Consider the following 19,154-nt stretch of genomic DNA (forward strand, 5'->3'; position numbering starts at 1 on the left):
CTCCGGGCGTAATCGGGTCGTCAGGTTCAGGCGTTGGAAGGAGCGGCCCGGGTCAGTTCAGCCAAGGTGCGCAGTTCGCCCAGCAAACCTCGGACATAGGCCACCTGATTGTTCGCCCAGCGGTGTTCGTCGGCCAGCATGCGCTCGAGCGAGTAGCCTTTCGGGAGCGGCGTTTCGCTCATCTCCCGGTAAGCAATGAATGGATCGGCTGCTTCGAGGCTCTGGCGGAAGGCCGGGGCCACGTAGTGATTTTCCTGCTCGAGAATGAACGCGATCACTTGCGGGGTTGCTTCGCCCAGCATCAACAGTTCGAACAGCATGCGGGCGCTGGGCAGATCGTCTTCGTCGCTGCCTTGCAACACGCCGTAATGGCCGAAGCCGTTTTGTTCGGGGACGATGCGTACGCCCTTGAGGTGAGCCTGGCGGATGTGCGGCGCCAGGTTGTGCAGGGCCTGCAGAGGCTGTTCGCAGGCATTGATCATGTTGCCGAAGTCGAACAGGGCATGCAGGCGAGGGTGGTTGACACGGTTGAGCAGCTGCGCAATTTCGCTGCTCTTGAGTTCTTCATGCTGCTCGAAGTCAAAGTACAGATCGTTGGCATCGGCCTGTTGTGCGAGGTAGTGCAGGTCGGTCTCGATCACGTCCATGACCCGCGACAGCGGACCCTCGTAACGTGAGTAGACACGGATGTTGCGCACCCCCAGTTGCTTGGCGATGGCGATCACCTGGTCGACATCCTTTTTCAGCGTGCTGCTGATTTCCAGGTGCACATCCAGCCCCAGCGCCTTGGCCTTGCTGGCAAATGCCTGGAGCTGCTCTGGCGACATCTGGCTCAGGCTGTTTTCCTCGCCGTCGAGCAAGTGCAGGCTCAGGCCTTGCAGCTCGTGGCGATAGGCGAAGTCCAGCATGTCCGCGGGTGTGACACGACCGTGGGTGAGGTTGGTCAGTAGCGGGTAGGCGTGGGCAAACAGGCGCAATTGCCCGAGACGCTCAAGCAGCCGCTGGGCCAGTGCCGCTGTCAGCACTGGAGCAGCCACGTGTTCGACCACCTTGTGGCTCAGCAAGGCGTTGAATCGTTCCTGGATCTTGTTGTTCATTAGAGTTGTTCCTGGTTCAGGCACCGGTCTACCGGCGCAGCCTTTATCGCGCCAGCCAGGAACTCTCGATAGATCCATTATCAATAAATTGATAAGGCCACTTTCCACGCATCAAGTGGTCGGCGGAAGATAACCCAGCGTGCGCAAAGCCTGGGCCAGCTCCTCGACACGCTCCCGGGCCTGCTTTTCAGGCGTGCCGGCAAAGCCGATCAACAGGGCAGGCGGCAGGTCATGCTTGATGCGGTAGTCGCTCAAGGCGTAGGTGTGGATGTTGTGTCGGGCCAGTTGCCGGGCGATTTCAGTGTCACTGAGTTCGGGGGGCAGCCAGGCGATCAGGTGCATGCCGGCATCCGTCGGAGTGATCCTGAAAAAGCTGCCGATCTGCTTTTCAAGTTGTTCGATCAACGCCTGCTGGCGCGCCTTGTACAGTGCACGCATGCGGCGGATGTGCCCCAGGAAGTGGCCTTCGCTCATGAAGTCGGCCGTTGTGGCCTGAAGCAGTGTGGGCGGGCTGCGATCCATGACCGCGCGCAGGGTGCAGAAGGGCTCGACCAGAGCCTGCGGCAGAATCACGTAGCCCAGTCTCAGTGACGGGAAGAGCACTTTGCTGAACGTGCCGACGTAGATCACTCGGGCCATCTGGTCCATGGCATACAGTGCCGGAAGAAGTCGACCACTGTAGCGAAACTCGCTGTCGCAATCGTCCTCGATGATCCAGCTCTGATGCTTCGCAGCCCAGTCGATGAGTGCCTGGCGCCGCACATAACTCAGGGTGACACCCAAAGGATGCTGACGCGAAGGCGTACAGAATACCAGGCGCGCATCAGGGCACTCGGCAAGGCCTTGCTGGACATCGATCCCCTGTTCATCAATACGCAACGGAATGATCTGGGCCCCCTGGGCTTGCAACGCAATTCGCGCGGCGATGTGCCCAGGGTCTTCCATCCAGACACTGTCCTGCGGATTGAGCAGCAGCATGCCCAGCAGGTTGAATGCTTGCTGCGCGCCGGAAACGATCACCACTTGCCCGGCATTGCAGTCGATACCTCGCGCATCGAAGACATACTCGGCAATCGCTGTGCGAAACGCCTGCAAGCCTTGCAACTCGCCATAACCCAGGATCGCCTTGGTTGGCTTTAGCAAATGACGGTTCATCAGGCGCCGCCAGATTGCTTGCGGAAATCCTTCATAGGTGCTGTGACTGGGCAGGAAGGAGGTCGGCGTCGCCGGATCCCAGTCGGCATAGGACACCCCGCGAAAATGATCGCTGCGCAGCGACAGCATCGACTGGCTTAGTTCGGACAGGCGCGGTGGCTGGCGCGGTTGCTCGTCCTCGATACTCCGGTTTTCCCACTCAGTACCGACATACGTACCTGCACCCGTGCGCGAGGCCAGGAAACCTTCGGCAATCAACTGATCGAAAGCATTGAGGATGGTGATCCGCGACAGCCCCAGCTCGATGCTCAAGGTCCGCGTCGACGGCAGGCGCACGCCCCCCTGAATTCTGCCGTTGAGTATCTGTTTGCGAATTTGCAGATACAGTTGACGGTACAGAGGTATGGCACTGGCACGGTCCAGTTCGATAGCCGACAGCAGCAAACCTGTGGGGGATTTCATGACATGCTCGTCTGGGTGAAACGGGATTTGACCCGGAAACCGTCAGGCGACGGGATTTCAGGGTAGCGAGCGATACCCAATAAGTCATCTGTCCGGTGTTGATGTCCGGCACAGTCCGGGGCTGGATAATGAAAAGGACCGATTCACGTCAACTGGAAAGCGTTTGCTTTGGGCCAACAAACAGCCGGTTACGGCTGACCGCTATCGGCCCATTGCAGCCGTTCAGCACTGCCAGAATTGGTCCCATAACGGACGGTGGAGGTGTGTAACCTTCCGTATGCCCGACGCCTGATCAATATCCACCGTTCACTTGAGGTACTCCACCACTTTTGATTAGCAATCGAACTAAGTTTTTATGTGTTTAGGGAACCGAAATTGATCAGCACGAAAATATTTCACTAACCCCAGTAACTGCTTTTCACCTAAAATTAGCCATGCCGCTGAAAAATTGATAGCTGCTTGAATTTAATATGTTTTTCCATTATAGAGTCGCCAACCCTGTCATGCATTCAGCGTTTAATGTAATCGCCTCTTAAAGGAATGAGCGATGAAAATCAACATGTATCGGGAGCTTGAGGTTTTTCGTGCCGTAATGCTTGCCGGAAGTACAAGCATGGCCTCGAAAATGCTGGAGATTACCCAGCCAGCTGTAAGTCAGCAAATAAAGAAGCTTGAAAGCAAGTACGATGTTGTGTTGTTTGAGCGTAATCGCGGGCGTTTGGTTCCTACCCGCGAAGCACATGCCTTAATGGAGGAGGTTGAGACTTTCTTCAACGGCTTGGCGATGATTGATCACAAACTTCGGTCGCTGAAAAGCAGTGTAAAGTCGAGTCTGCGTCTTGCTGTGCATCCCGCGTATGGAAATTTCTTGGCTCCAATGGCCATTGCACGCTTTCGTCAGAAGTTTGATGTGCCGGTGTTCTTTGAGGTATGCAGCTCAGCCAGCGCTTACCAACGGGTACACTCTGGTGAGATTGACTTCGGCATAATTGCAAACGAAATCGAAACGAAAGATTGTGAGCAGTACAACTTCTGCAGTGCTAGAGGATTAATTGTTTCACCACCTGGCCTTATAGGTGGACACGTTAAGGAGCTAACGACATCTGATTTGCTAAAGTACCCATTCGTGGCCATGAACGCTGAGGATCACACGCGCCTAGAGCTTGAAGCACATATGGGCGCTGCGGCAACGCAACTTGATATTGCCGTACAAACCCCCTATGCCCTGACGGTTTGTGAGCTGGTGGCTCAAGGCGTTGGCGTCGGCTTGGCGCATCCTATTGTGGCGTCTAGCTACCTGCCTGACAAACTAGAAGCAAGGTTGCTTGATAAAGAAGTGCGTTTTACGTCAAAGTTGATTTTTCGGAAAGACTCAAGGCTGTCTTTGGAAGCAAAGGAGCTGATACGCCTACTGAGGATCCAATTGGAAGGCGATATCAAGCGCTTGGATAATCTACTTGGATTCAGCGTGTTGGATTGAAAAGGAAGTCCGTTTCCTTTTGCTGGGTTTAGTGCAGGAGGTATTTGATGATATTCTGTACGCCGTTGAACAGACAAAGCAGGCCGATGGTCAGTACGAAGTAGTTAACCAATCCGCCTCGCAGGTGTTGGATTTTTGGCGACTTGTAAAACGCATACTGTGGCAGGAAGTACACCACAAATACGCTGACCGGCACCATGAAGTATTTGATCAACATGATGATGTCGAGGTTTGGAATGGCGGGGATCACGGTAATCGCGAAGACCAGCGTCAGGATAATGGCCTTCATCATCCCACCGTCGACAAACTCGGTGCTGCTGCCGAAGTAGTTTTTCGCAATGCCCTTCAGGCTTTCTCGGGTAGCCAGGTACTGAGCCAGGTACGCCTTCAAGGCTGCAAAGAAGATGATGATCTGGGAGCTGATTGCCAGCCACGGATTATCAAATTTTCTCGCCATGTAGGACAAGGCTGTCAGGTTCTCGCCGCGAGCTGCCTGAAGCTCCTGTGGCGAGAGGGCGAAAATGCAGCTCCATGCAAAGAACACCACAGTCACCACGACCACAACGATTGCGATCAGCAAGGTACGTCCGATTCGCTGCTGAGCTTCAGAGCCATAATGCTTCTTGTAGTGCGCAACGAAGCTCGAAACGATTGGCGTGAAGCTGAATGCGTAGATCACCATCGGCAACGACGACCACACCGAGCCCATGATGCCGCTCACTCCACCATAGTCATGCGCCGTGACCATGAACGATGTGTTCCAGTGTGGAATACCCATCAGGCCAAAGAAGATGAGGGAGAAAATGAACGGGAATACGATGAGCCCGATGGCTTTAACAACGAAGGTTGTTTTGCCTTGAGCGATCAGAAGCGCCGTTAACGTAACTCCGATTACGACCAGCGGGCGGTTCAACCCAGGGATACCGAGCTGAGTATTGAAGAAGTCGATGAAGGTGTTCGACATGGTGATTGCGTAGACGACAAGTGATGGGAAAATCATCATGAAGTACGCAATACTCAGCACTCTAACGGCGCGATCCCCGAGCAATTCCCTTGTAGTGTCGACGATATTACTGGTGGATTCGGCTGTTACGGTACCACTTGAAATATACTGGCAAAGCACTCGATAGCTGTAGTAGGTAATCGGGAATGCGATTAGCGTCAGAATAAGCATTGCCCAAAAGCCCGACAGCCCAAGGCTGATAGGCCAGAACAACGAACCTCCCCCGACGGCGCAGCCATAGATGCCGAGAACCCAAAGGAAATCATCTTTCGTGAAGCTTTTCTTACGGATTTCAGGTTTTACCGCCTGCATCGTAATTTCGGTCATTTTATGTCGTCTCTTGTTCTTTTTGTGGTCATATGATCAAAGCTTTTTTGGTAAAGCTTACTGAGTTTGATTGAGTGCCTTTTCCAAATCCTCCAAGAGCACATCTACTGGCTCCAGGCCGATAGATAGCCGAATCAATGAACTGTTGATTTTATTGTGTTGCCGACCAGCCATAACTTGCTGTGGGTAATATGCAGCTAGGCTATGTGTACCGCCCCAACTTGCACCAATTGCAAAGGTGCGAAGGGCATCAAAGAAGTTGCCAATACGCTCGTCTGATTTGAGCGAGAAGGAAAACAGCGATCCTGGGCCGTTGAAGAGGGTTTTGTACAACTGGTGATCTTCAGCACTTTCCAATGCTGGGTAGTACACCTTTTCAACCAGCGGGTGGGATTCCAGCCAGTTGGCGATAGCGAGTGTGCTCTTGCCCTGGTGCTCGAGCCTCAGTGGATAAGTCTCCAGGCCCCGTAGGGTCAGATAGCAATCATCCGGACTCACGTACATACCCAGTAGGTCTTGCTGCAGACGCATGCGTTTGTAGAGCTCTGTGTCGTTGGTCGTGACGCTTCCCATCAGGAGGTCGGAGTGCCCGCTGATTACCTTCGAAAGCGCCTCGACAACCAGGTCGACCCCATGCGCAATGGGCTGGAAGTTCAGGGGGCTCGCCCAGGAGTTATCGATCAGCGTGAAGATGGAATGCTTCTTCGCAGTCCGCACGATGCTGTGAACGTCCTGCATCTCCATGGTGATCGACCCAGGAGATTCCACGAGGATCAGCTTGGTGTTGGGCTTGACAAAGTCCTCGATGGCCTGTGGCGATCCATCTGGGAGGAAAGTGACGTCGATACCGAACGAGCGAATGTTGTTGGCGAGGAACTCGCGAGTGGGCCCATAGCAGTTGTCTGGTGCGATCACGTGATCGCCAGCCTTCAGGAAGCTCAGCAGGACAAGTACCAGGGCGGCCTGCCCAGAAGGCAAAGCCACGGTATGTGCTGCACCGTGCAGCATAGAGATTGCCTGCTCCAGCTCACGGTTCGTCGGGGTTCCGGTCAGGCCGTAGCTGAAACCATCAGGCTGACGCTCGCGACGGTTTGCAAAGTCGGCGAAGTTGTCAAAGACGACTGTGGACGCCCGGTGAATGGCTGGCACGAGGCTTTTAAACGGTTGGGTTTTCATTTTTTTCATTCGTTTCGAAGGGGTGGGCAGAGGCTATTCCCCGACCTAGAACGAATCAATATTCTGTGCTTATAGGGTGATAAGCGTGGCTTATTGAATGTCGATGTTTTTGAATGAAGTCAGAAGGTAGAGTTATCCACCTGAACACTCAGGTACTACCTATGCTTCTTTACATATATCTAATGGCGATCACCGCAGAAGCGATGACAGGGGCGTTGTCTGCAGGACGGAGAGGCATGGATTGGTTTGGCGTAATACTGGTGGCTTGTGTAACAGCGCTAGGCGGTGGGTCGGTACGAGACATTTTACTCGGTCATTATCCGCTTACTTGGGTGAAACACCCCGAGTATCTGATTCTCACCAGTATTGCAGCACTTTTCACGGTCATGATCGCACCATTAATGAGACGCTTGAGATCTCTATTTCTGGTTCTGGATGCAGTTGGCCTTATTGCCTTTACTTTGATCGGATGCCAGACCGCTCTCGATATGGGGCACGGTTTATTAATTGCTTCCTTGAGTGGCGTTGTGACAGGTGTTTTTGGTGGCGTACTTCGCGATATCTTTTGCAATGATATTCCACTGGTGTTCAGGCGTGAGCTCTATGCCGGTGTTGCATTCGTTGCTTCTTGGTTCTACTTCGCCTGTGACTACTTAGGGTTTTCACATAATCAAGCGATTCTCCTCACCTTCCTGGGAGGTTTTGCTCTCCGGCTTTTGGCTATTCGCTTCCACTGGGAAATGCCAAAGTTTCAATATAGCGATGAAAGATAGTAAACATGTCCAATCTGAGGGTTTTATGCTAAAGCATTTAGTGTCAGAAAACGCACCTAGAGCCGTCGGCGCATATTCTCATGCCGTCAAGGCCGGTGACATGCTGTACCTCTCTGGTCAGTTGCCTTTGGATGCCAGCACCATGCAGCTGGTTTCGGGCATCGAAGCGCAGATCCGCCAAGCTTTCAAAAATGCCGAGACGCTTATTTTAGAGTCCGGCGCCGAGATGAAAGACGTGGTTAAAGTGAACGTTTTTTTAACTGATCTTTCATGTTTTGCGCTGGTAAACTCGGTTATGGCTGAGTTTTTTGCCGCGCCGTATCCCGCTCGTGCTGCAATAGGTGTCGCAGCTCTGCCCCTGGGGGCTGAAGTAGAAATCGAAATGATCGCGCTGGTCAGGAGCTAACATTGTGCCCTAGTTAATCCATGTATTAGGCGTAGCCACGAATCTACGCCTTTATGCCATGCTATATGCGCATCGGTAACTAATCTCAAATTTTAGAGTCTGGCGCTATTCGATACAGGCCGCATAACGGACGCACAGATGAGCATTGGCCTTCATTCCCTGCATGGCTTCAACAAAGTCTGCATAGAATGCCGTTAGGAATGAAGTTTCGCTGTGTCATATTTTTACCCTTTGCTGCCCTCAGCGAAGGGCAGCTTCGGGTCGATAGCTGCCTTACCTGACATACAGCTCCATACCGAGGCAAACCTGTTCTGATTCCGGCCATCCCGTCATGGAAGCACAGGTCGCCCCGCTTTTCGCCTCAGCAACTCCTGCAACTGCACGATCGATTCCCCAGGCATGCGCCTTTGTTCGGCCACGTGCCTCCAAGCATGGGGCGGCGTCGCACGCCGTGCTGACGGTGTTCGCCCAGAGCATGATGGGAACCGCTAAACCTGCTTACCCTGCCACCCTGTCAAAGGCGTAATCCTTGAAAACTAACCACCCGATCCCATGGGAGCACTGTAAATGTCTGTCGACTTCAGACCCGCTCAAGCCTCGGACGCGCACCATATTGCGCGCTTTTTTCAACTGACATCGGAAGGTATGGCCGATTACATATGGAGCAAGCTTGCCGCACCTGGAGAAGCATTGCTGAGTGTCGGCGCGTCTCGCTATGCCAGGGAGCAGGGCGACTTTTCCTATAAGAACTGCCTGATGGCCACTTTCGAAGGGCGCGTCATCGGCATGATGCATAGCTATGCCTTGCGCGAGACCCCTGACAGGCCTGTCGAGACAGACCCGGTCCTGGCGCCTTATTCCGACATGGAAATACCCGATACCTTGTACATATCCAGCCTGGCCCTGGACGAAGCCTGGCGCAGCCAGGGGCTGGGCGTCCAGTTTCTTCGCCACGCCCAGCAGCGCGCCGAGGAGTCTGGCCTGAATGGGCTATGCCTGATCGATTATGCAGAAAACCACGGTGCACGCCGCTTCTACGAGCGTCACGGTTTTCAAATTGTAAAAACCTGCCAGATCGTCCCGCACCCGATGCTGGGCGTGACCGGTGAAGCCTATTTGATGTACCGCCCTAACCACAACGTGCTCGAGAAAAAACCATGAACAAGAAACTGACCGTGTTCCGCGAACTGGATATCCAGCCGGTACGTGACCTTCCTTTTTTTGAAGAGGTCCTTGAAGGCACCCCTCATACGCTGACGTCCAAGTACTATCACGACGAGCAGCAAGGTCGCATTTCCGGAGAATGGGAAGCCAGCACCGGAGCGTGGCGCATCGATTACAAAGTTTGGGAGTTCTGCCATGTCCTGAGTGGACGCTGCGTCATCGAGCTTGAGGGATGCGCTCCCATCACATTGGCCGCTGGCGACACGTTCATTATCGAACCGGGCGCCAAAGGCAAATGGACCGTGCTGGAAGACATGAAAAAGAACTTCGTGATCCTCTTGCCCGCGAACTAAGACTCGCGTTTCATCGAGCGCAGCGCAGGGTCAGTTAGCATGCTTGCCTGCTGGCGGCGCTCGAATGTTCTTTGGCAGGCCACAACAGTCCTCTGAACCTCATGTCTGCGCTGTCGCGCATGGAACTGAGCCTTTGTGGGGACGGCCTTGTGTCGCGAAAGGGGCTCAGCACAGCCTCAGGACCTTGAGTCCGCCTCAAACTGCCAACCACCGATCGTCAGCTCCATCGACCTCCAGTCCTGCTGCCCGGTCAACCGGGAGACCCTAGGCCGCGATGGTGAACCAATGGACGTCCTTGCTGCAATGGGCATGACGGTGACTGCCAAAGGTGTCGAGACCGCCGAGCAATTGGCCTTGCTCTGCGATGACCAATGCCATGAAGTACAAGGCTTCCTGCTCAGCAAACCGCTGGAAAACGAGGCACTGATGGGGATGATGAAAGACCAGGTGTCGTTAGCGCAATGACACCTCGCAGAGGAGGGCAGTTTCATTCGGATGCAAACGACGGCCGTTCCGCGAACCATGCCACCGCCAGCTCCTTGAACGCCTCAGCCGAAGGCGTCAGCGGATAGCGTTGATCATGCGCCAGCACGATGCTGTGCGTTGGCAATTTCTCCTCGGTCGGCCGACATACCAGCGCTTGACCATCATAACTGCGGTCACCAAATGGCCGGGTGTAGATCAGCGCCACGCCAAACCCGTTGGCGACCAGGCTACGCTGCATCTCGAAGGTGCGCACACGGTGCACAGCGGCGGGCGAAAGATCGTAGAAGCTGAACAGATCCAGCACATGCTGCCAGCTGTGGACCTGATCGGTGACTACCAATGTGTATTCGGATAGCGCTTTGAGGCTGACGCGCGATTCCTTGGCCAACGGGTGATCGGCAGCCAGCAGTACCTGAGCGGTCAGCTGGCACAACTGGGTGCATTGAGTGTTCGGCGGCAGACCCAGATCGTAGGTGATCGCCAGCTCTATCGCACCCTCACTCAGCCGCTTGCCAACATAATCGAAGCTGCCTTCGCGCATATCGACCGTGACCCTCGGGCAGGACTCCTGCATCCGTCGCACAATTTGTGGCAGGCAATAGGGCGCCAGGTCTTCAAAACATCCGACCACCAACTCTCCGACACACTCTCCTGCATTGGCATTGATCTCGGCAAAGGTCCGAGCTTCGCTCAGAACGCGGCGGGCCTGGACCATGACGGTACGCCCGAACGGGGTCAGCGATATGCCGAGGCCACGTTGGCGCACGAAAATCGATTGGCCCAGCACCTCTTCCAATTCGCTGATGGCCGCCGAAATGGAGGGCTGTGAAACATGAAGCTCCATGGCGGCAGTCGTCAGGTTCCCGTGCTTGGCCGCTGCGAGCGCGTAGCGCAGTTGTCGCAGTGTGAACTTCATAGGTTTTTCCGTTGTGATACATCAGGACATATTATTTTATCCTTTTTTGAGGTTGTGAAATATTTCCTCTGTGCAGTGGCCACCGATCACAGGTGCCACGCCGATGCCGATTGCAAGGCTGATCAGCCAGTTTGGCGACCCTCTTTGGGCCGGATGCCCTCGACTACTGCAATCCATGTTCTTGTTTGGGAGCGTCACAATGAAAATTACAAAGGCTCTGCTGACCACCACACTATCTTTCGGGCTGCTGGCGGCCGCTGGTGCCAGCCAGGCGGCCGGCTGGTGCGAGTCTGGCAAACCGGTGAAATTCGCCGGATTGAACTGGGAAAGCGGGATGCTGCTCACGGACGTGATGCAGTTCGTGCTGAAAAATGGTTATGGCTGTGAAACCGACAGCCTGCCGGGTAACTCCATCTCCATGGAAAACGCCCTGAGCAGCAACGACATTCAGGTGTTTGCCGAAGAGTGGGTAGGGCGAAGCGAGGTCTGGAACAAGGCGGCGGCCGCCGGCAAGGTGGTTGGCGTCGGCGCGCCGGTCGTTGGCGCAGTCGAAGGCTGGTATGTGCCGCGTTACGTGATCGAAGGCGACCCCAAGCGCAAACTCGAAGCCAAGGCACCGAACCTCAAGACCATCGCTGATCTTGGGCAATACGCCCAGGTATTCAAGGACCCGGAAGAACCGGACAAGGGGCGCTTCTACAATTGCCCGGCCGGCTGGACCTGCGAGCTGGACAACAGCGAGATGCTCAAGCACTACGGCCTGGAAAGCAGCTACACCAACTTCCGCCCGGGCACCGGCCCGGCACTGGATGCCGCCGTGCTGTCGAGCTACAAGCGTGGCGAGCCGATCCTGTTCTACTACTGGTCGCCGACGCCGCTGATGGGCCTGGTCGACCTGGTCAAGCTGGACGAGAAGCCAGGCGTGGATAAATCCCTGACCATCAAGGTGGGCCTGTCGAAGGCCTTCCACGAGCAGGCGCCGGAACTGGTGGCGGTGCTGGAAAAGGTCAATCTGCCGATCGACCTGCTGAACCAGAACCTGGCACGCATGAGCAAAGATCGCATCGAGTCGCCGGAGCTGGCCAAGTTGTTCCTCAAGGAGCACCCCGAGGTCTGGCACAGCTGGGTCAGCGAAGACGCAGCCAAAAAGGTGGACGCGGCACTCTGAGCGTATGGGCTTGTCCGGCTCCTGCCGGACAAGGCACGCGACAGTCCGTTTCATGCACTTGCTCGAGAGAATTCCATGTTTCCCAAGAACTTCACGTTTTCCATTGCCGACTGGGTCAATGGCTGGGTCGATGCGCTTGTAACCAACTACGGTGACGTGTTCCGGCACATCTCCGACACCCTGCTGTGGGCCATCGTCAACCTCGAAGGCCTGCTGCGCGCAGTACCCTGGTGGCTGATGCTGGCCATCGTCGCCGGTATCGCCTGGCACGCCACCCGTAAAGTCGTGACCACTGCCGTGATCGTCGGCTTGCTGTTCCTGGTCGGCGCGGTCGGCCTCTGGGACAAGCTGATGCAGACCCTGGCGCTGATGCTGGTCGCAACGCTGATATCGGTCCTGGTCGGCATTCCGCTGGGTGTGCTGTCGGCGCGCAACGATCGCCTGCGGGCGGTGTTGATGCCGCTGCTCGACATCATGCAGACCATGCCCAGCTTCGTGTACCTGATACCGGTGCTGATGCTGTTCGGCCTGGGCAAGGTGCCGGCGATCTTCGCCACCGTCATCTATGCCGCGCCGCCGTTGATTCGCCTGACCGACCTGGGCATTCGCCAGGTGGATGGCGAGGTCATGGAGGCGATCAACGCTTTCGGTGCCAATCGCATGCAACAACTGTTCGGCGTGCAGCTGCCACTGGCGTTGCCGAGCATCATGGCCGGCATCAACCAGACCACCATGATGGCCCTGTCGATGGTGGTCATCGCCTCGATGATCGGTGCCCGTGGCCTGGGTGAAGACGTTTTGGTCGGCATCCAGACCCTGAATGTGGGCCGCGGCCTCGAAGCGGGCCTGGCCATCGTGATTCTGGCGGTCGTGATCGACCGCATTACCCAGGCCTATGGCCGACCACGGCATGGGGTGGGCAAATGAGCGCCAAACAGACAATGAACAAGATCGAAGTCAAGAATGTCTTCAAGATATTCGGTGCTCGCGCCGAAGATGCCCTGAAACTGATCCGCCAGCAAAAAGCCAAGGATCAGGTCCTGGCCGAAACCGGCTGCGTGGTCGGGGTCAACGATCTCTCGTTGTCCATCGGCAGCGGCGAGATCTTCGTGATCATGGGGCTGTCGGGCTCGGGCAAGTCGACCCTTGTGCGCCACTTCAACCGCCTGATCGACCCGACCAGCGGCCAGATCCTGGTCGATGGCGAAGACATTCTGCAGTACGACATGCAAGCCCTGCGCGAATTCCGCCGGCACAAGATCAGCATGGTGTTCCAGAGCTTCGGCCTGTTGCCGCACCGCACCGTGCTGGACAACGTCGCCTACGGCCTGAAAGTCCGTGGCGAGAGCAAGGCCATGTGCACAGAGCGTGCCCTGCACTGGATCAACACCGTGGGCCTCAAGGGTTACGAAAAGTCGTACCCGCACCAGTTGTCGGGTGGCATGCGTCAGCGCGTCGGCCTGGCCCGCGCGCTGGCTGCCGACACCGACATCATCCTGATGGACGAAGCCTTCAGTGCGCTCGACCCGCTGATTCGCGCCGAAATGCAGGACCAGTTGCTGGAGCTGCAGAAGACCCTGCACAAGACCATCGTCTTCATCACGCATGACCTGGACGAAGCAATGCGTATCGGCAACCGGATTGCCATTCTCAAGGACGGTCGCCTGGTCCAGGTCGGCACACCGAAAGAAATCCTCTACCAGCCTGCGGACGAATACGTCGATCGTTTCGTGCAGCGTCGCGTAGCTTCGCTTTAAGGAACGCGTGTATGTCGTTTGCCGAAAGAATCATCATCGCCGAGGCGCCAGTGCGTTGGCAGGACGTGGTGGCAGTGGCCCGGCATGGCGCGAAGCTTGAGCTGGCCCCATCGGCCTGGGCGCGGATCGAGAACGCCCAGGCCATTGTCCAGCGCATCGTTTCCAGCGGTGACCGCGCCTATGGCGTCAACACCGGGCTTGGCGCCTTGTGCAATGTCTCGTTGCAGGACGAACAACTCAGCCAGCTGTCGCACAACACTTTGCTCAGCCATGCCTGTGGCGTGGGTACGGCGCTGTCGGACGAACAGACCCGGGCGATCATGTGCGCGGCGATCATCAATTTCTGCCAGGGCCGTTCCGGCCTGCAGCGCAAGGTGGTCGAGGCGCTGCTGACCTTGCTCAACCAGCACATCACCCCGCAGGTGCCGAAGCAGGGGTCGGTGGGGTACCTGACCCACATGGCGCATATCAGCATCACCTTGCTGGGCGTCGGCCAGGTCAGCTATCGCGGCCAGATCATGCCGGCGCAGCAGGCCTTGGCCGAGGTCGGCCTGGCGCCGGTCAAACTGGGTGCCAAGGATGGCCTGTGCCTGGTCAACGGTACCCCTTGCATGACCGGCCTGAGCTGCCTGTCCCTGGACGACGCCACTCGGTTGAGCCAATGGGCGGACGTTATCAGCGCCATGAGTTTCGAGGCCCTGCGCGGCCAGCTCGATGCCTTCGACCCTGAAATCATCGCGATGAAACCGCACCCCGGCATGCAGCGCGTGGGCAGTAACCTGCGGCGCCTGCTCGACGGCAGCGAAATCATTGCCAGCAGCCAAGGCATTCGCACCCAGGACGCCTTGAGCATTCGCTCGATTCCGCAGGTTCATGGCGCCGCGCGCGATCAGTTGGAACACGCTGCGCGGCAGATCGAAACCGAACTCAACTCCACCACCGACAACCCGATGCTGCTGGGTACACCCGAGTCGTATAGGGTGGTTTCCCAGGCGAATCCGCACGGCCAGTCGGTGGCCATGGCGGCCGACTTGCTGGCCATCGCGGTGGCCGAGATCGGGGCGATTGCCGAGCGTCGTCTCGATCGCCTGATCAACCCGTTGGTCAGCGGCTTGCCGGCCTTCCTGGTCAGCCAGCCGGGGGTGAATTCGGGCATGATGATTGTCCAGTACGTGGCCGCTTCACTGTGTGCGGAAAACCGTCAGCTGGCACAACCGGCAGTCGTCGACAACTACGTCACCTCCGGCCTGCAGGAGGACCATCTGAGCATGGGCACCAATGCCGGGTTGAAGCTGCACCGCGCCCTGGAGAACTGCACGCAGATTCTCGCCATCGAGTATCTGTTGGCGGCCCAGGCATTCGAGTTCCTCAAGGAGCAGCGCTTTGGCGCGGGTACCAACGTTGCCTGGCGGTTGTTGCGCGAACGGGTCCCGGCGTATGCCCAGGACCGTTGGCTGGCCCCGGATATCGCCAGCAGCGCATCGATCCTGAAGGATCCGGGCCTGCTTGGCGCTGCATTCCCCGAGCTGTTATGAGCGATGCAAGGGCCGCTCATGGCTTCGGCTCCTGAGGCGCAAGACCTGTGCAATCGGGGGGCAAATGCCCCCTTGATTGTGAACGACCAATATTCAGAAAAAAGGCCAGGGTGCCATGCACCCTGGCCGAGCTCATTTCAAGTTAGCGATTTTCGCTACCACGACCGCCGCCGTGGCTGTCCTGTCCGCCTTTACGTCCAGCCTCAGAGTCGCGTTCATCACCTCATGTCGTCACACAGGAAAGTCTGTGTTCAACTCGGACGTCAGGCAGAGGGGCGTTTGCTCTAATGCATTTTGCTCGGCCCGACGGGTTGCGCGAACGAACCCGTGCGGGCGCCTGTGGTGCAGCAGAGCTTTGTTCGCCAACCTTTGGGAAGGATCGGGCTTGCATCGACTTTGACGGCACGGTCGTTCAGCTCCTGCGTCGTGAATGGGTGATTGCAAAACCTACGATCATTCCAAGCGCCGCTGCGCCGATCAGTAGAGGCGTCTTGTCTTTTGACTTCCTCCAACCCCCGTCGATACTCCTCCTGCCACTCGGCGGCTCAAAGAGGTTGCCTGATGATGTTTCGGCTTTCGGGCTGCGGTTTATCCCGCGACGCGTCAGCCACCCCGATAACAGAGGCAGGCCTGGTACCAGGTAACTGGCCAGATGCGCCAGGCGGGCCGTGGCACCGACCGTGGTGTGAGCGCGTGGTGAGATTGCACAGGCCACCATGGCCTTCGCCACAAGTTCGGGATCATATACAGGGCCCGGAGGCGTCAGCGCATGGCCTGTGTAGTTGCCGCCGTCTCGGAAGCCCGGTGTGTCCATGACGGCCGGATAGATATCGCAAACATGGATATCGGGAAACTCCGTCAATTCCCCCCGCAGCGCCTCGGTCAGGCCACGCAAGCCGAACTTGCTCGCCGAGTACGCGGCTGCATAGGGTTGGGCCACCCAGCTGCCCAGTGACAGCGTGTTGATCAGGATGCCGCTGCCCTGGGCTTTGAAGAGGGGGAGGGCTACGAACGCACCGCGCAGGTAACCCATCAGGTCGGTCTGAATGACCTGCTCGTGGGCCTCCAGCGGTGTTTCCTCGAAATTGCCGACCGCCCCAACGCCGGCGTTGTTGATCCAGATATCGATTCGCCCGTGGCCGAACTCTGCTGCCTGTGCGGCCAGCGCTTGCACCTGGTCGTTGCGGGTGACGTCGGTCGTGATTGCTATGGCATCGGTACCGCAGTCGGTGCATTCATCCAGTACCTCGAACAACGCCTCTTCATCGCGCGCAGCGAGCACCAGGCGAGCACCCTTGCAGGCAAATGCGTGCGCGGCGGCCCGGCCGATACCGCTGGAAGCGCCAGTGATCACCACGACTTTGCCGCGCAGTGGCCCTCTGCTCTGAACGCCCCCGCGGGGCGCTTCCTGTTCTGTGCCAGATTTCTTGTGGTCGTCAAGTGGCGCGATCGTTTCGCTGGCCTCGATCCGAGAAAGCTCAAGAGCGGTGCCATCGACCAGGGTCAACCTCAGCCCTTCAATCGTGCCAGCCTCCCGGTTCGGAAACACGGGTTCACCCTCGGCATCCACGCTGTCGTAGATGAAGCGCGTGCCTTCGATCCACCCTACGGCGGTCAAAAGCTCAGGGCCGAGATAATACTTCCCGTCTTGAAAGAAGCCAGGGAACTGATGAGCCCGCTCCACGTTTTCCACGCGATAGCGTTCACCTGGTTTCATACCTGTCGCTTGATCGATCATTTTGCGAACCCCTGTAGTTGGACCTCGGAAATGCCAGCCTTTGCTGTGCTAGTCAGAAGCAGGCCCGGTGCGCTTGACGCCGCGCGGGCCAGCAACGCTCCGGATACCAAAGCGCTCGTTGGCACCTGCCCCGGCAGGCGCATCTTTGCGTGTTGGATATGCAGGGGAAGCCAGGGCGGACGGCAAAGTTCAGACCAACAAGTCCGGTGGTACCAAACGGTGCTTCGCTGCATCCGTGTGTCACAGGATGATGTCCTGAACCGCCGCGCCCGTATTTCCGCTGGTTCCTCAGCCCTGAGCAGTAAACGCTGTGCTATCACTACCTGCATGGTTTTCGCCATAGGGGCCCGGGGATTTCATGATGAAGCGCCTTTATTGCCTGCTGTTGATTCTTTTCACCCTGCAGCCCATGGCCGGGCACGGTATCGACGTTGCAGGCAGTGCCACAGATGGCGTGCCCGGTGAACCGGCCGAGCTGACCATCGCCAATCGCAGCATCTTCATCTTCCACGCCACCTTGCTGGGGGAAACGCCGGCGGCGCGGGTGCAACGGGCCACAGCCGTGATCGACGAGGCCTTGCGCGGGACTGATGAGCTGAAGGTCAGCGTCGACCCCATCCTGAATAGCCACCTGGTGCTATTGGGAGGGCGGCGTGCCTTCATCATTGCGCCGCAGGACCTGGGCCTGGCCGGTGGCGATACTCGCGAAGCCGCCGAGCAGGCAGCCGCTATGCTGCGCCTGGTGGTCGACGAGACCGGTCAGGCCCGCAGCCTGCGCTTTCTGCTCAAGGCAGCAGGCTACTCGGTGCTGGCCACGTTGATCTACGTGGTGCTCATCAAGGGCACCAACCTGGCTCGGCGCAAGCTCCAAGGCCTGTTGCCGCAGCTGATGCGCGAGCGCGCCCGGCAGATACGGCTCGGGCAGATGCCGCTGTTGGACATGCAGCTGGTCTACACCGTGATCGAACGCCTGTTGCGGCTGCTGCACTGGGGCGTAGTACTGTTGCTGAGCTATCAGTGGCTGAGCTTCGTGCTGTCGCAATTCCCCTACACCCGGCCTTGGGGGGAAAGCCTCAACGTCCACTTGATCGACCTGTTACGTTATCTGCTCGACGGCATTTTGCAGGCAATTCCCGGCATCGCCGTGGCTATCATCATTTTTTTCATCGCCCGCGGTATCAGTGGCTTCAGTCGGCGCCTGCTGGAGCGCATGGCTCGGCCGGGCACCCTCAAGTGGCTGACCGAGGAAACCCTGCAGCCAACCACACGCCTGACCTCACTTGCCATCTGGCTGTTCGCCCTGGTGATGGCGTACCCGTACCTGCCGGGTTCCGGCACCGACGCCTTCAAGGGGCTGTCGGTGCTGCTCGGGCTGATGATTTCTCTCGGCGCCTCCAGCATTGTCGGGCAGGCGGCAGCGGGCCTGATCCTGACCTATTCACGCACCTTGAAGGCTGGCGAGTATGTGCGGGTAGGTGACCACGAGGGCACGGTGACCGAAGTCGGCATGTTCAACACCACGATCCGCACTGGACTGGGCGAAGTGTTGACCTTGCCCAATTCGATGATCACCGGCTCGGTGACACGCAATTTTTCACGTGTTGTACAGGGGCAGGGCTACATCGTCGATACTGTGGTCACCATCGGTTACGACACGCCGTGGCGCCAAGTGGAGGCGATGCTGGTGGAGGCGGCCAAGCGTACCGACGGCATACTGGAAAAACCCAGGCCGCAGGTGTTTCAGACCGGGCTTTCGGATTTCTACCCCGAGTATCGCCTGGTGGCGCAGGCGGTGCCGAGTGAGCCACGGCCACGGGCAGAACTGCTGAGCCTGTTGCACGGCAACATTCAGGATGTGTTCAACGAGTACGGGGTGCAGATCATGTCGCCGCATTACCTGGGCGACCCCGCGCAGGAAAAGTGGGTGCCGCACGAGCGCTGGTTCACGGCACCTGCGCGGAAACCTGAGGTTGGCCAGCCGGGGGAATAGCGTCATAACCGGCGATCACAGGGTCGCCATGCTGCCGACGGTGCTCCAGTGGCGTCATGTCGAACCAGCGCAGATGGGCGCGGCACCAACTCTTGAGCAAGGTTGATTGGATATGTCGTGGTCATGGTCCCTGTAGCTTTTCAGTTCCTCAAGCTTGTCCTCATCCAG

Annotated in this window: 17 protein-coding genes; 11 read left to right on the plus strand and 6 right to left on the minus strand. The window is 57.5% G+C overall.

All coding sequences use genetic code 11. From position 1 onward, the window contains the following. Positions 1-26 precede the first annotated feature (26 nt). Positions 27-1,097: a sugar phosphate isomerase/epimerase gene (locus CAG18_RS00650; protein WP_085719792.1), complete on the minus strand. Its 1,071-nt coding sequence runs from the start codon at positions 1,095-1,097 to the stop codon at positions 27-29. A 111-nt stretch (positions 1,098-1,208) separates the two neighbouring features. Further along, the gene (locus tag CAG18_RS00655) at positions 1,209-2,714 is read right to left on the minus strand and encodes a PLP-dependent aminotransferase family protein (RefSeq protein WP_085719795.1); all 1,506 of its coding nucleotides are present in this window, start codon (positions 2,712-2,714) and stop codon (positions 1,209-1,211) included. A gap of 547 nt (positions 2,715-3,261) precedes the next feature. On the opposite strand from CAG18_RS00655, the gene CAG18_RS00660 reads away from it, so the two are divergent. Next, positions 3,262-4,194 (plus strand): LysR family transcriptional regulator, encoded by a 933-nt coding sequence (locus CAG18_RS00660; protein ID WP_085719797.1) that lies wholly within the window; start codon positions 3,262-3,264, stop codon positions 4,192-4,194. A gap of 28 nt (positions 4,195-4,222) precedes the next feature. On the opposite strand, the gene CAG18_RS00665 is transcribed toward CAG18_RS00660, so the two are convergent. Both CAG18_RS00665 and CAG18_RS00670 read right to left on the minus strand, forming a co-directional pair. Further along, a complete protein-coding gene (locus CAG18_RS00665) occupies positions 4,223-5,524 on the minus strand; it encodes a hypothetical protein (RefSeq protein WP_085719800.1) in 1,302 nt (433 codons plus the stop codon). Between the two features lie 57 nt (positions 5,525-5,581). Continuing rightward, positions 5,582-6,700, minus strand: a complete 1,119-nt coding sequence (locus tag CAG18_RS00670) for a PLP-dependent aspartate aminotransferase family protein (protein WP_218188725.1) — start codon at positions 6,698-6,700, stop codon at positions 5,582-5,584. A gap of 161 nt (positions 6,701-6,861) precedes the next feature. On the opposite strand from CAG18_RS00670, the gene CAG18_RS00675 reads away from it, so the two are divergent. From CAG18_RS00675 to CAG18_RS00695, 5 genes are all read left to right on the plus strand, one after another. After that, positions 6,862-7,473, plus strand: coding sequence for a trimeric intracellular cation channel family protein (locus CAG18_RS00675; RefSeq protein ID WP_061552119.1), 612 nt, complete (start codon positions 6,862-6,864; stop codon positions 7,471-7,473). A gap of 25 nt (positions 7,474-7,498) precedes the next feature. Continuing rightward, positions 7,499-7,879 (plus strand): Rid family detoxifying hydrolase, encoded by a 381-nt coding sequence (locus CAG18_RS00680; protein ID WP_085719801.1) that lies wholly within the window; start codon positions 7,499-7,501, stop codon positions 7,877-7,879. A gap of 567 nt (positions 7,880-8,446) precedes the next feature. Further along, positions 8,447-9,040, plus strand: a complete 594-nt coding sequence (locus CAG18_RS00685; protein WP_085719803.1) for a GNAT family N-acetyltransferase — start codon at positions 8,447-8,449, stop codon at positions 9,038-9,040. After that, on the plus strand, positions 9,037-9,396 hold the full coding sequence (locus CAG18_RS00690) for a cupin domain-containing protein (protein ID WP_039612879.1): 360 nt from the start codon (positions 9,037-9,039) through the stop codon (positions 9,394-9,396). Before CAG18_RS00685 ends, CAG18_RS00690 begins: the two co-directional genes overlap by 4 nt. 285 nt (positions 9,397-9,681) lie before the next feature. Continuing rightward, complete coding sequence (locus tag CAG18_RS00695; protein WP_223998159.1) at positions 9,682-9,861, plus strand: EAL domain-containing protein; 180 nt, start codon at positions 9,682-9,684, stop codon at positions 9,859-9,861. Between the two features lie 22 nt (positions 9,862-9,883). Here CAG18_RS00695 and CAG18_RS00700 read toward each other — a convergent pair whose 3' ends face one another. Further along, on the minus strand, positions 9,884-10,798 hold the full coding sequence (locus CAG18_RS00700) for a LysR family transcriptional regulator (protein WP_015270113.1): 915 nt from the start codon (positions 10,796-10,798) through the stop codon (positions 9,884-9,886). Between the two features lie 199 nt (positions 10,799-10,997). On the opposite strand from CAG18_RS00700, the gene CAG18_RS00705 reads away from it, so the two are divergent. The 4 genes from CAG18_RS00705 (at position 10,998) to hutH (ending at position 15,258) form a co-directional block, all read left to right on the plus strand. Next, a complete protein-coding gene (locus CAG18_RS00705) occupies positions 10,998-11,966 on the plus strand; it encodes an ABC transporter substrate-binding protein (RefSeq protein ID WP_015270114.1) in 969 nt (322 codons plus the stop codon). A gap of 75 nt (positions 11,967-12,041) precedes the next feature. Beyond that, on the plus strand, positions 12,042-12,893 hold the full coding sequence (locus CAG18_RS00710) for a proline/glycine betaine ABC transporter permease (protein WP_015270115.1): 852 nt from the start codon (positions 12,042-12,044) through the stop codon (positions 12,891-12,893). After that, positions 12,890-13,723, plus strand: a complete 834-nt coding sequence (locus CAG18_RS00715) for a glycine betaine/L-proline ABC transporter ATP-binding protein (RefSeq protein WP_085719805.1) — start codon at positions 12,890-12,892, stop codon at positions 13,721-13,723. Before CAG18_RS00710 ends, CAG18_RS00715 begins: the two co-directional genes overlap by 4 nt. An 11-nt stretch (positions 13,724-13,734) precedes the next feature. Further along, the gene (gene hutH, locus CAG18_RS00720; protein ID WP_085719807.1) at positions 13,735-15,258 is read left to right on the plus strand and encodes a histidine ammonia-lyase; all 1,524 of its coding nucleotides are present in this window, start codon (positions 13,735-13,737) and stop codon (positions 15,256-15,258) included. Positions 15,259-15,670: 412 nt separating this feature from the next. Here the strand turns inward: hutH and CAG18_RS00725 are convergent, their stop codons facing one another. Further along, the gene (locus CAG18_RS00725) at positions 15,671-16,996 is read right to left on the minus strand and encodes an SDR family oxidoreductase (protein ID WP_085719809.1); all 1,326 of its coding nucleotides are present in this window, start codon (positions 16,994-16,996) and stop codon (positions 15,671-15,673) included. 361 nt (positions 16,997-17,357) lie between these two features. Here CAG18_RS00725 and CAG18_RS00730 point away from each other — a divergent pair, with 361 nt between their 5' ends. Beyond that, positions 17,358-18,986, plus strand: coding sequence for a mechanosensitive ion channel family protein (locus tag CAG18_RS00730; RefSeq protein WP_085719811.1), 1,629 nt, complete (start codon positions 17,358-17,360; stop codon positions 18,984-18,986). The last annotated feature ends 168 nt before the right edge of the window (positions 18,987-19,154 follow it).

This window comes from Pseudomonas sp. B22(2017), assembly GCF_002113105.1.
GTDB lineage: Bacteria > Pseudomonadota > Gammaproteobacteria > Pseudomonadales > Pseudomonadaceae > Aquipseudomonas > Aquipseudomonas asiatica.